Here is a 13,931-nt window from a genome sequence, read left to right on the forward strand (position 1 = left end):
GGAGTTCGATTTCCTGTTCAGGTTATTTAAGTCGGGAGCCACTTCGTGCAACTGGGTAGATTTCGCAATAACGCAGAGAAAATTCAAAATAACAGTAGCCTCGTCGGCATCAACGTTAATGTTATTTTTTTCCAATATACAAATAGCCTTTTTGATAGTCACTTTCTTTTCTTTAAAGCTAAATGAACTTTGATATCGATGGTCATTTAATCAAGTTGATATTTCACGCTTTTTTTGACCGATAAAATTGTTGATAACATTTTATTCAGGCAAAGTGCCCCCCCAATTAACATTGATGTTTATGAGGGGTATCAAATTGATGATATATTTTTTATCATTTATTTCTAAACTTTAAAAAAAGATCATTGCATGGTTTCATATTAACCTGTTTATCGATACAGTTTAACTTAATTGTAACTTTTTGAAGATCACTTTTCAAATCATTCGATAAAACCTGATACTCTTTTTTAGGTTAGTGAAGTCATCGAATTGAATCTTATCATCAATAAATAACCTTCTCGCTTTGGAAACGAAAAATTCCTGGTCTTCAATTTGCTTTTCTACCAGGTTGTCAGGTAGGTAGTTGTAATATGAAGCGATCAAAGCCCAAAAAGAGATTGCGTTATCTCCAAAAGCCAAGGTCATTATAATCGGCGGCCGCAAGGGTAACACGATCATGCTCAGTGATAAGTAGCTAATATGAGCAAGCCGGGTATAATGTTATTAGTGTTGTGTCCGGCCTGCTATTTCCAATGATGTCATCTTTTGCTCTGCAAAAGCCACTGTTCTGTTATCCCCGTTTTTGATATACCCTCATTGCAAAGGCATAAGCCACGAGCATAATTCCTATGCACCAGGCAAGAGCTACCCATATTTCATTACCTACCGGTTGGTTTGAAAGCAGCGCGCGGATGGTTTCCACTATCGCGGTCACCGGCTGATTTTCCGCGAAAGCGCGAACCGGGCGCGGCATGGACCTGGTAGGCACAAATGCAGAGCTGATTAACGGCAGGAAGTGGATGGGATAAGCAATTACACCCGCGCCATCCACTGATTTTGCGGACAATCCGGCAATCGCTGCAATCCATGTCAAAGCCAGCGTAAATAACGCGAGTATGCCAGCCACGGCAAGCCATGACAATACCCCAGCCGGTGAGCGAAAGCCCATCAGGAGCGCCACGAGAACGATCACGACAACCGACATCACATTGGATACAAGCGAAGTCAGCACATGCCCCCACAGCGCAGCCGAGCGCGCAATTGGCATAGAGTGAAAACGCTCGAATATGCCCCTTTGCTTATCTAAGAATAGGCGGTAAGATACGTAGCCAACACTGTTTGCGACCGCAATGAGCAGTATACCGGGCAACAGGTAATTCACATAGCTGCCTGTGCCTGTTTGAATTGCGCCTCCTAATACATAAACGAACAACATCATCATCGCAATCGGCATAATGGTGACTGTAATGATGGTGTCCAAGCTGCGAAAGATGTGGCGCATGGAACGTCCAAGCATGACCTCCATATCTGCGAAAAAATAGTTCTTTATCGTTTCCATTTTAATTTTCCTCCTTTTTGCCGATAATTGAAAGAAATATATCCTCCAACGTAGGCTGTTTTTCAATATATTCAATTTTTGCGGGTGGAAACCGCTTTTTCAGCTCCACTAACGTGTCGCTCACGATGATCTTACCCTGATGAAGAATAGCAATCCGATCGGCGATCTGTTCAGCTTCGTCCAGATATTGGGTGGTCAGGAAGACCGTTGTACCGTTTCCTGCAAGCGCTTTGACGATCCTCCAGAACTCGATACGCACCTCGGGGTCAAGCCCAGTGGTCGGTTCGTCGAGGAAAATGATTGGCGGATCTCCTACAAGGCTCATGGCGATGTCGAGTCTGCGGTGCATACCGCCAGAATAGGTGGAAACCCTACGGTCAGCGGCATTGCCCAGCCCAAAACGGTTCAGCAGATCGTCCGCGAGCTGGCGTGAATTTTTGAGATGCCGCAGCCGGGCAATCATGATCAGGTTTTCCCGCCCTGTCAATATCTCGTCTACGGCGACAAATTGCCCGGCCAGGCTGATCGACTGTCGCACGCTGTTGGGCTTTGACGCCACATCGAATCCGTTTACAGTAACGATTCCCCTGTCTTGTTTCAGCAGCGTGGTGAGGATCTTGACAATCGTTGTTTTGCCTGCGCCGTTAGAGCCAAGCAAAGCGAAAATGCTACCTTTTTCCACCTCGAAATCTACACCCTTCAGCACATAAAGCTGCTTATAGGACTTATGCAGCCCTTTAACTTGAATTGAATTGTTTTGCATATCCGTAGCTTTTATATAATTGTAACTTTTGACAGATCAACCCCTACGCCTTTGAGTGCGGCATAGGTCAGCTTATCCATCGTGGCCCCGTCAAAACGGATGGTTTGGAGTGTACGGTAAAACCGGTTCGTTAAGGCATAGGTGGCGCGAAAAGATACATTCCGGAGTGTTGCGCCATGAAATGTAGCTTCATGCAGCGACGTGCTTTGAAATTTAACGCCGGTAAAAGTTTGCTTATCAAAGCATACTCCGCTAAGATCGGAATATTTAAAAACCACGCCGTTAAAGACACAGTTTTGAAAGACCGTTTTCCTGAGATCGGTCTTGGTCAGCATAACGTCGATCAATGAGGCATTGGTGAATTTTGCATCGTTCAACGCCGAACTGCGGAATTGGGTGCGTACGAGGATGGTCTCATTAAAGCTCGCTCCTGCAAGGTCATTGGCAGAAAAAGTGCAATCTGTCAGGTTCGTCCGATCGAAATTAGTTTCACTTATATCGCTGCCCACAAATGAGCTGCCTGTCAGATCCGCGCCTGAAAAATCAGCGCCACGCAGCGCACTTCCATTAAATTTCCGTTTAGGTGCGGTAACGCCCGAGAAGTCACTCCCCTGCAGGTTGCTCCCGCTGAAGTTCATTAGCTCCTGTGAACCCGACTCGTTCGTAGCCTGCGCTCCCGTTTGTTCTATGCCGGCAATGCCGTCGCTGGCCATTTTAAAAGCTGTTTCATCGGCTGCGGATGGAGCGTTTCCTGAAAAATAATTCAGGTCAACACCAAAAATTTCAGCGAGGCGGTTAACCGTAATAATGTCCGGGATTGACTCCCCGCGTTCCCATTTCCCAACGGCCTGCGGGCTAATAAATAAGCGTTCAGCCAGTTCTGCCTGAGAAATATTTATCTTTTTTCGTGCTTCGGCAATTTTGCTACCGATCATCTTCATTTCCATAATACTGTTTTTTTATTTGAATTTTCGACACTACAAAGATAGATGGGTTCATTTTTAGGGTCAGCAAAAACCTGGCTACTATTAGTTGTAATGACGCTACTTATAGTTGTTATTTAACAATTTACACCTATCAAGGACGTATTATCTCCGAATATTTTAACGTGAACTTTTGTTAGTGGACATTCAGGTATGTTTGACTCTCCCCGCCCCATGTAGTTACGGGTGATAAAATGGTGGATGAAATTTTGCCCCCATTGAACGTAGTATTTAGATCAATTCCATGTCTTCCAATAGTATCAAAAGATGATTCTGAAACCAGATTTTGCCATTGACAATACAAGCGCTAATGAACTAAGTGGATTTATAAAGCTTTAGTTTTTTCAACAAAACTGCAATTATCTCTCTATGGAGATAAGTAGGATTGTCGAAGAGTTTCTCCTGAATTTAATTTAGTATTATAATTGGTGTGCTGCGGCAATCACCTGCAGATTGTCTAACCTTACTACCAGGTGTATATATAGAAATTTCAACGGGTGTGCTATTTTTTTCATCATAATTGTGGCTTTGAATAAAATCCGTTCCCATAAATTTACCGACACTATAAACCAATCTAAAATCCCATTTATCCTATAAGTATGAAGACAAAATTCATAGGAGCTATTATCTTACTTTTTTTTTCCGCACGATCATTTGCCCAGGATTTTCAAAGAACCAAGTTTGGGGTAAAAGCTAACACCCAATCTATAGACATAGAAGTTCAGTTTTACTCCGCAACAATTGTCAGAATTATTAAATTGCCCGAGGGCGGGCTTTTAAAACAGGAAAGCTTATCGGTAATAAAAGAACCTGAAACAACTGCTCTAACTGTCAACGAAAAAAACAATACCGTTTATTTAAAAAGCACAGCTTTGCAGGTTGCATTAGATCTAAAAACTGGCAGGGTTTCTTTTTCAGATGCCGGGGACAATCCATTGTTTACAGAAAAAGATTACGGCACTCAGTTTACGGTAGTGAACGATGCCGGTAAAATTAGCTCTTCGGTAAGGCAGGCCTTTCTGTTAGATAAGGATGAGGTTATTTATGGCTTGGGCCAGCAACAAAATGGTAAACTGAACCAGCGAGGCCAAAAGGTATACCTTCGGCAGGAGAATATGAAGGTGGGTATACCCTTCTTCCAGTCAATTAAAGGCTACGGCGTATTTTGGGACAATTACTCACCGACAACATTTAACGACAATATCCAGGAAACTTCCTTTGATTCGGAGATAGGTAACTGTGCTGATTACTATTACATGTATGGCAAAAACCCTGATGGCGTTGTGGCCTGTATGCGTGATCTGACCGGGCAGACACCAATGATGCCGTTGTGGGTTTATGGTTTTAACCAATCACGAGAGCGTTATAAAACTCAATTTGAGCTCGTTAATGTGGTTAAAAAATATCGTGAATTAAAAATACCGCTTGATGGCATTGTGCAGGACTGGCAATATTGGGGCAAGGATGATAACTGGAATGCAATGGGCTTTGAAGCAACCACTTATCCCCGACCACAAAGTATGGTGGATAGCGTGCATAAATTAAATGCGCATCTTTTTATTGTATCATGGCCGGGTTTTGCCCCTAAAACAAAACAATACCAGGAGTTTAAGGCCAAAAACATGCTCATTAATTTCGACACCTGGCCACCCGGGGCAAATACGCGCCCGTATGATGTTTACAACCCATCTGCAAGGGACATTTACTGGAATTATCTGAATAAAGGTATTTTCTCCCTGGGTACTGACGCATGGTGGCTGGATTCGACCGAACCGGATCATATCAATGTGAAAGATGATGATTTCAATCAGCCTACATACCTGGGCAGTTATCGCAGCGTAGAGAATGCGTTCCCATTACAGCACACCCGCGGAGTATACGAGCACCAACGTCAAACCTCGCAGGATAAGCGTGTGATTTTGTTAACCCGTTCGGCGTTTGCCGGACAACAACGCTATGGTTCTAATACCTGGAGCGGAGATGTTGGCTCAAACTGGCCCACACTTAAAAGACAAATACCCGCGGCTGTGAATTTTTCTTTAACTGGTCTTCCTTATTGGAATGGTGATATAGGAGGCTTCTTCGCCGGCAGTTTTGTAAAGGGCGGCGGTGCTAAGAATCCTGATTTCCAGGAGCTTTATGTACGCTGGATGCAGTTTGCAACTTTTACGCCGATGATGCGTTCGCACGGAACAGATATACCGCGGGAAATATACCAGTTCGGCAAGCCTGGCGACTGGGCCTTTGATGTACAGGAGAAGTTCATCAACCTGCGTTACAGTTTATTACCATATCTGTATTCAACCGCCAGGAATGTAACACACGGCTCAGGGTCCTTCATCAGGGCCTTAAGCTCAGAATTTAATACAGACAAGCAAGGCTTTGAGAACAACAGTGAATATCTGTTTGGCCGCTCCTTCCTGGTAGCTCCGGTTACTGATAAAGGCACTAAAAGCTGGCCCGTTTATTTACCATCGGGTGCTACCTGGTACGACTTCTGGACAGGAGAGTCGATAGCCGGAGGCAAGACGGTAGACCGGACAACGTCTTTAGATATCATTCCGGTATACGTAAAAGCAGGTTCTATTGTACCGTGGGGACCTAAAGTGCAGTATGCTACGGAAAAAAAATGGGATAATCTGCAAATCAGGATTTATCCGGGTGCCGATGGAGATTTTACGCTCTACGAAGATGAGAACGACAATTACAACTACGAAAGCGGGAAATATACGGAGATCATCTTCCATTGGAACAATGAATCCAGCACACTGACGATCTCTAAAAAGAAAGGGGGCTTTACAGGTTCCCTCTCTAACAGAAAGTTTAATATCGTTTTAGTAAACAAAATGAAAGGGACAGGAGAAAAATTATCCAAAAAAGTTGACAGGATCGTTAATTATAAAGGAGAGGCCGTTTCAGTAAAGATGTAGGTTAAAACAGTGCCGTTGCTATTTGTTTAACCGGGGAATGGCAACGGCACACTTTCAAAAACGGTGTATGTTATTTCATAGAATCAGAAATTGTATATTTAAAGCTCATTTTGATTAATTGCTCTAAAGGCAAGCCTAAATTAAAAATCCGGAAACCGCGCGTTAGCAACATATGACCGGAGTTTTTTTATTTCTTTAAATCCTGGCACTATGTTGAATAAGGCGCCATATTAAATATACGGTTGTGAGAGTGTTGTTTATCTTGTTATTGTTGTTGATTACCCATGGATCATTTGCGCAACAATTTCGTGCTTATACCCCTATAGAAAGCAGTAACGGACTTTCAGAAAGCAGCGTCAGGAGCATTAATCAATTGCCGGACGGAAGAATAGCGGTGGTTACGGTGGGCATGGTTAACCTGTATAACGGGACATCGTTTCAATATATCCACATAAATGATGAGCACACCTATCCGTTAATAGGCTATATAGGTTTTCATCATGTTTATGTGGAAAATGAAAACCATCTCTGGATCAAGACACGGGGAAAGCTCATGCTGATTAACCCAGGAACAGAACGATATGAAGAGCACCCGGAAAAAGTATTGGCAAGTATGGGCATTCATGAGCCCCTATCGGACTTTTTTATGGATGCCGGAAAAAACTTATGGTTGATAACAGTTTCCGGCAAGCTATTATACCGGGCTTCGGCTTCCAACAAAACCACGACCTTTTTATCAAGAGTAATGTCTCCGGCGGGATCTTCTGACCCCATTTACGATGTCGCCGTGACTGATGGAAATTTACATGTCTTCTATCGTTCGGGATTAGTGGTTGTTTATGATGTAGTTACCAAAAAGGAGATCAGCAGGCAAAATACACTGGAAGGGTTAACGTCCGGTGCTTATATGAACACTTTATACGTGGTTCAGGGCAACCACACCCTTTATCTGTTAAGAAATGGTAAGCGTGGCGTGATGCTGGTTTATAACGATAAACAGCGAAAGTGGGAAAAGGTGATCGAAACTGACTACTGGCTAAACTCTTTGGCTACCGGGCCCGGAGGGGAAGTTGTGATTTGTTGCAGGAAAGGACTTTGGACAATGGATAATACCCTTAAGGAACAAAGATTCAGCCCGACACTTCACCTGGTAGACGGCACGCTTATCAATATAGAGGTCAGCAACTTGTTTTTTGACGCCCAGGGCGGCCTTTGGCTGGGAACGTTGAATAAAGGGTTGCTATATTTTCATCCGGATCGTTTCCGGTTCAGAAATATCGGAAAATCACTCTTTCCTTTGCAGGAAAACCAGGAATTATATATTACCAGCTTTGCAGAAGATAAAGCGGGTGGTCTGTTGGTCGGAACTGACCAGGGAATTTTCCGCTATTCCGATAAGGAGGAAACACTTACCCTTTTTGCACCTGTTTTAAAAGGTGTAAACTGTAAATCCATGTTATCCGATCAACAGGGAAATATCCTGGTTTGTACATCTGAAGGTTTATTTATTATCTCGGGAACAAAGATCAGTCGTTACGCATTTGGCAACCTGAACAGTTTACTGAAGATAGCGGAGGGACGGTATTATATTTGCACCGAAAATAATGGTCTCGCTGAATTTAATATTTATTCGGGTAAACTAACCAGCATCCCCATAAAAAATGCAGATAGGGACAAACTCAGTTCGATTCGCCAGATGGTCTGGTACCAAGGCTCGTTATTAGGAATCTCGAACAGCGGGTTATTTACTTATAATACGCATACCAATGAGTTTAAATTGATTAACTATCAGCAAAACTTCCGCATGTTTCATCATAATAACCATCAATATAATTGTTTGCTGGCCGACAGCCGAGGTTTGTTATGGTTTGGTACGCAGGACGGTTTAAATGTTTGGGATGGAAGGAAACAAAAGTTGCGTAGTTTTCATACTGAAGATGGTCTTGTCAATAACGCGATCCAGTCGATTACCGAAGACGATCAGAAATCGATCTGGGTTTCAACCGCCAATGGAGTATCTCGTGTCAGGGTGCTTGACAGTATTCCTGAAAGACAGTTTAATTTTATGAATTTTAACCATTACGACGGTGTAATAAATAATGAATTTGCACAGGGGGCATCTTATATGACCCGGAACGGATCACTTTTGTTAGGCGGAATCGACGGTTTTAACAAAGTGGATCTGCGGCGGATCTTTGATGCCCGAAAAAACCTTGATCCGATTTTTGTAGACTTCCAGGTGTTTGGGCAATCCATTAAACCAGGAGACTTTTATAATGGAAATAAAATTCTGAAACGTTCAATCACTACCTCCACGGCCGTAATATTAAACCATAATCAAAATTTTCTTACCCTCGCTTTTTCGGCGCTTAATTATATCAACCCCTCTCAGTCTTATTATCAGTATTTTCTGGACGGCGTGGATGACAATTGGCATGAGACGGCGACAACTGATGGAATTGGCAGGGCCACTTACACCAACCTGGCCCCGGGATCATACCAGCTTAAAGTGCGGGCCGCGGACAATAGCAGGAATTGGGGTGGGAAAACAATTACATTAAAGATCACTATTCTTCCTCCGTGGTGGAAAACTACTTTCATGCTGGCGTTATATTGGATAGCCGGGATCGGGTTCATCTACTTTACCATTTTATGGATCGTCAGAAAAAGTAAGGCCAAACAACTTAAACTTCAACAGCAAAAGCTGGATGAGATGAAATTCAGCTTTTTTACCAATATCAGTCATGAACTGAGAACGCCGCTTACCCTGATCCTAAGTCCGCTTGAGGTGATATTAGAAAAAGTCGGAGATGCACCGCTCAAATCCCAGCTTACGGGTATCTACCGGAATGCACAATCATTATTAAACCTGGTTAATCAGCTGCTTAAATTCAGACGACTTGAACTAAACGGAGAAATCCTGCATTTAAACTATGCGAATGCTGACTTGCTAACCGCCAATTTGTGCAGACCTTTTCAGGAGATAGCACCTGGCAGAGGCATTTCCTTTCAAAGGATTTGTCCGCAAGAACTATGGCTGTTTCTTGATCAGGAAAAATTCGGTATGATATTGAATAACCTGTTATCAAACGCGTTCAAGTTCACTCCGGATGGAGGAGCAATAACCCTTACGATTGAAAACACGCTTTTACCTGACCGGCTTACCCCTGCTATATCCGTCAGTGTTGCTGATACAGGTTCAGGTATACCCGAGGTCGATCTTCCAAAAGTTTTTAACCGGTTTTTCCAGGGGGGCAATCAGGGGGCAACAAATACAGGAAGCGGTATAGGACTTCACCTGGTGCAGGAATATGTACAATTGCATCATGGCACTATAGACGTAAAAAGCGAACCTGGAAAAGGGAGTGTGTTTACATTTTCTATCCCGTTAAATCTTGAGCCTCTTTTATCGGAAACGATCAAACAGGAACCCGATATAAGTAGAACTACTGGCAGGATCAGCATTTTAATTGCTGAAGATAATGATGAGTTCCGTAAATTCCTGGAAGAACAGTTAATACAACTATATGATGTCATTCTTGCTGCTGATGGGAAGGAAGCCCATGACCTGGTGCTAAAACAATCGCCAGACTTGATAATCAGCGACATCATGATGCCTGGCATGAGCGGTATAGGGCTATGCAGCAGCTTAAAAAAGGATATCAGGACCTCGCATATACCAGTAATACTATTAACAGCCTTAACTTCCGATGAATCGCAATATGAAGGATACCAGGTAAGGGCGGACGCTTATGTAACCAAGCCGTTCAATATTAATATTCTTACAGTACGGATACGCAATCTGATTGAGCAGCAGGAACAGCGTAAACAGTTGTTTAAGACAGCTATCGTTATTCAACCCTCTATGGTAACTGCTTCCGAAATTGACCAAAAATTAATAAAAAGGGCTTTGGACTGTGTAGAGAAAAAATTGAGCGACTCGACATACTCTGTTGAAGAATTCAGCAGCGATATGAACATGGAAAGATCGGGGCTGTATCGTAAATTGGTTTCCATAACCGGGCAGACACCATCCGTTTTCATTCGCTCTGTAAGACTTAAAAAAGCAGCGCAACTGTTAGCTTTGCGGGAGATATCCGTAGCAGAAATTGCTGATCGCGTAGGTTTTAGCAATCCGGCATACTTCAGCAAATGCTTTCAGGAAGAATTTGATGTTAAACCTTCTCATTATGCAGATCATCACGCGGCCAGTAACGAAGCTTCTCAAATCAACTAATTGCCAATAATTCTGACGTTAGGCAGCGTTTATTCTTATTTGTAACATAAACAAGCGTTTATTCTTCCAAATTGCCCGCAATTTCATCACAGTTATTATTTTTTTCAACATCAGTGTTTTTTACAAGGGCTTATCCAGCCGTACCTTCAACTGTCTGATAGCCAATATCAGAACCAGTTATAAAACCAATTTTCATTCAAGATGAGACTAACAGCTAGCGCTGATTCGGCTGCCGTTTTTCAAGCCCTCCTATTGATTGTGTAATAGCAATTAATAGATTAAAACTGTAATGAGGTAGCCAGTCACCTTTATGTATATCCCGATCAACTAATTAATCAAGGTTTAACCATTAAAACAAAGCTTATGAACAGACCATACTAATTTTTTATCGATTAATAAGTGTTAAAAAAACAATTATTAATCCCCTTTTCCAAAACCTATAAACCAATAATTATAAACTAATTTCATGAAAACAAACAGACTTTATTCAAAGTGCAGGTTGCTATGTGCCTTTTTCTTAGCATTCCTGTCTCTGTGTGCCAATGCCCAAAACGGTAACATAACCGTAAAGGGGATAGTAAAAGATAACAAAGGTATACCGCTCCCAGGAGTAAGTATCAAGGTAAAAGGAACTGTGACGGGTACCCTGACTTCACTGGAAGGCGATTATAAACTGAACGCCCCCGCTAATTCGACGCTGGTATTTACTTTTATTGGTTTTGCAACCAAAGAAATTCCAGTACACAACCTTAGCGTAATCAACGTCACGCTTTCAGATAACAACCAATCACTGAGTGAGGTGGTTGTTATAGGCTATGGCGCGCAACGAAAAGCTGATGTAACCAGCGCGGTCACGACAGTCAAATCAACGGATTTTGTGACGGGGCCAGTCTCTGATGCCGCTGAATTGCTTAAAGGGAAAGTGGCGGGTCTTTCTGTTTCAAGCCCTTCAGGTGACCCCAATGCCCAATCGCAAATTATGTTACGCGGTAATAATTCGTTGTATGGTAATTTAGGGCTGCTGTATATTATAGATGGGGTTCCGGGTGATTTGTTGACTGTAGCGCCGGAAGATATCGCCGAAATATCGGTATTAAAAGATGGATCATCAGCGGCAATTTACGGGGTACGTGGGTCGAATGGTGTAATCATTATCACAACCAAGCGTGCCAGCGGCAATGCGATCAACCAGGTGGATTACAATGGCAATGAGACTTATAGCCAGATTTCAAGAGAACCAGCCTTACTTACCGGAGATGATTACCGGAGGCAGATTGCTGGAGGTACCAGGCAGGCCTCTTACGACCTTGGAAGCAATACCGACTGGATCAAGGCCATGAGCAATAATTTTCCGGTTTCCCATATTCATGGGCTAACTTTCAGAGGAGGTAATAACCAGACAAATTACCTTGCTTCCCTGAATTATCGTTACAACCAGGGTATTTTCCTGAAAAGTGACCACCAACAGATCACCGGCCGGGTTGATATTAACCATTCCATGCTGGATGGAAAACTAAAATTCAACCTTGGCCTGCTGCAAACTAACTTTAATGACCATCCATTTAATGTTTACGATTATGAGCAGCAACTGAAAATGAACCCTACTGCTCCCGTGAGGATGCCGGATGGAAGTTTTTACCAGGAACCCAACAATTTCGAATACCAGAACCCGGTATCTGACATTTTTAACACCGATCAGCCGCAAACAAGCTTCACCAGCAAATACAACGCTACGATAACTTTTTTACCAATAGAAGGTTTAAGGTTTTCCGCTATCGGTTCCTATACAAAGCACGGTTATCTGAACCGGTATTTCGCCAATTTTGAAAATATTTCAACCATCCGTGATAACCAGGGTGGTGTAGCAGATATTCAGCAGGGGCAGTCTGTAGACAGGTATCTGAATTTTTCGGCTGAATATTCAAAGGCCTTCGGCGACCACCGCCTAACACTATTGGGTGGTTATGAATACCAGGATAACAATTCTTTTACTACCGAAATGGGCAATCATAATTTCCCAACTGACCTATTCGGCTACAATGCCATACAACAGGGGGCCGCGCTAAAAGCAGGTAACGCTTTGATGAATAGCGGGCAGAGTTTAACTAACCTGATCAGCTATATTGGCAGGCTGACTTACAATTACAAGGATAAATACCTGCTACTCGCAAGCCTACGTGTTGATGGAGCAAGCCAATTTTACGGAGCAAGTAAGCCTTTCGGAACATTTCCTGCTGTACAAGCCGGATGGAGGATCACCAAGGAATCATTTATGCAAGATCAAAAAATATTCGACGACTTGAAGTTCCGCGCAGGGTATGGCGTAACAGGCAATCCCCCAAGACAATCTTTTCTGGGTGTCGGTTTACTTGGCTATGGTAATTATATTTTATATAACGGCCAGTTTATACAAACGCTGGCCCCAGCTCAAAATGCTAATCCCGGGCTTCGCTGGGAAGAAAAACATGAAACTGATTTGGGACTGGACTACAGTTTGTTAAAAGGACTGATTACCGGCACCTTTGATGTTTACCAACGTAAAGTAACTAACCTGCTATATAATTTTTCGGTGCCCAGCCCACCTAACCTTTACCCCTCAACGTTCGCCAACGCGGGAACAATGCAAAATAAGGGGCTGGAGGCCGTGATTAATATCAATGCTATACGTAAAACAAATTTTCAATGGACAACCTCCTTTAACTTCTCTACGAATTCCAACAAGTTAATCAGTCTGTCTAATGACCTCTACAAAGCCACAACCCCTTATTTTACCACTGGTAACACCGGCGACCCTATCACCACTTTTACCAATATCGTACAGGTGGGTCACAACATCGGCGATTTTTATGGATTCAAGGTGACGGGCGTATCGCCGGATGGCAAATGGATTTATCAGGAGCCTGACGGTACCACTAAGCAATATGACCAGTTTAACCACAGTTTTAATGACAAGCAGGTATTAGGAAACGGTATTCCCAAATACTACGCTGGGTGGAATAACACGCTCCATTACAAAGATTGGGATTTTGGTGTGACCATGCGCGGTGCTTTTGGTTTTCAGATTCTAAACGCCCTGCGGATGAACTACGAAAACACCTCTGTAACTAATTATAACCGCTTAAAATCATCGGAGGATAAGGTATTTGGTACTGCAGTGCTGAACAAAACCGTACCGCTTGAATTCAACAGTTACTACGTAGAAAATGGTAATTATTGGAAGATCGACAATATCAATCTGGGATATACCTGGCGCAAGCTGAAAAGTAAATTCGTACACAATCCGCGAATTTATCTTTCTACCCTGAACACCTTCACCATTACCAAATATAAAGGCCTTGATCCTGAAGTTGACCGTTTCGGAGATACGAACGGGCTTGCTCCAGGCATGGAATCCCGTGACACCTACCCAACGATCAGGACATATACCATCGGGCTTTCAGCCAGTTTTTAATCACCATGT

Annotated in this window: 6 protein-coding genes; 3 read left to right on the forward strand and 3 right to left on the reverse strand. The window is 43.0% G+C overall.

Annotated elements, in window-relative coordinates:
- Window positions 1-790: 790 nt before the first annotated feature.
- From SNE25_RS23105 to SNE25_RS23115, 3 genes are read right to left on the reverse strand one after another with little or no spacing between them, the layout of a single operon-like run.
- Window positions 791-1,558, reverse strand: coding sequence for an ABC transporter permease (locus tag SNE25_RS23105; RefSeq protein ID WP_321561376.1), 768 nt, complete (start codon window positions 1,556-1,558; stop codon window positions 791-793).
- Between the two features lies 1 nt (window position 1,559).
- Window positions 1,560-2,321: an ABC transporter ATP-binding protein gene (locus tag SNE25_RS23110; RefSeq protein ID WP_321561377.1), complete on the reverse strand. Its 762-nt coding sequence runs from the start codon at window positions 2,319-2,321 to the stop codon at window positions 1,560-1,562.
- An 11-nt stretch (window positions 2,322-2,332) separates the two neighbouring features.
- Window positions 2,333-3,268 carry a pentapeptide repeat-containing protein gene (locus tag SNE25_RS23115; protein WP_321561378.1) on the reverse strand — a complete coding sequence of 312 codons (936 nt, stop codon included), beginning with the start codon at window positions 3,266-3,268 and terminating at the stop codon, window positions 2,333-2,335.
- 635 nt (window positions 3,269-3,903) lie between these two features.
- Between SNE25_RS23115 and SNE25_RS23120 the strand changes: the two genes are divergently transcribed.
- The 3 genes from SNE25_RS23120 (at window position 3,904) to SNE25_RS23130 (ending at window position 13,922) form a co-directional block, all read left to right on the forward strand.
- Window positions 3,904-6,234 carry a glycoside hydrolase family 31 protein gene (locus SNE25_RS23120; protein WP_321561379.1) on the forward strand — a complete coding sequence of 777 codons (2,331 nt, stop codon included), beginning with the start codon at window positions 3,904-3,906 and terminating at the stop codon, window positions 6,232-6,234.
- A gap of 244 nt (window positions 6,235-6,478) precedes the next feature.
- The gene (locus SNE25_RS23125; RefSeq protein WP_321561380.1) at window positions 6,479-10,471 is read left to right on the forward strand and encodes a hybrid sensor histidine kinase/response regulator transcription factor; all 3,993 of its coding nucleotides are present in this window, start codon (window positions 6,479-6,481) and stop codon (window positions 10,469-10,471) included.
- 466 nt (window positions 10,472-10,937) lie between these two features.
- Entirely contained in the window at window positions 10,938-13,922 is a 2,985-nt protein-coding gene (locus SNE25_RS23130; RefSeq protein WP_321561381.1) for a SusC/RagA family TonB-linked outer membrane protein, read from the forward strand.
- Window positions 13,923-13,931: the final 9 nt, after the last annotated feature.

This window comes from Mucilaginibacter sabulilitoris (assembly GCF_034262375.1).
In the GTDB taxonomy this organism is placed as follows: Bacteria; Bacteroidota; Bacteroidia; order Sphingobacteriales; family Sphingobacteriaceae; genus Mucilaginibacter; species Mucilaginibacter sabulilitoris.

Coding starts and splice junctions, on each gene's coding strand:
- SNE25_RS23105 (WP_321561376.1), bottom strand. CDS start 1,558: ATGGAAACGATAAAGAACTATTTTTTCGCAGATATGGAGGTCATGCTT.
- SNE25_RS23110 (WP_321561377.1), bottom strand. CDS start 2,321: ATGCAAAACAATTCAATTCAAGTTAAAGGGCTGCATAAGTCCTATAAG.
- SNE25_RS23115 (WP_321561378.1), bottom strand. CDS start 3,268: ATGGAAATGAAGATGATCGGTAGCAAAATTGCCGAAGCACGAAAAAAG.
- SNE25_RS23120 (WP_321561379.1), top strand. CDS start 3,904: ATGAAGACAAAATTCATAGGAGCTATTATCTTACTTTTTTTTTCCGCA.
- SNE25_RS23130 (WP_321561381.1), top strand. CDS start 10,938: ATGAAAACAAACAGACTTTATTCAAAGTGCAGGTTGCTATGTGCCTTT.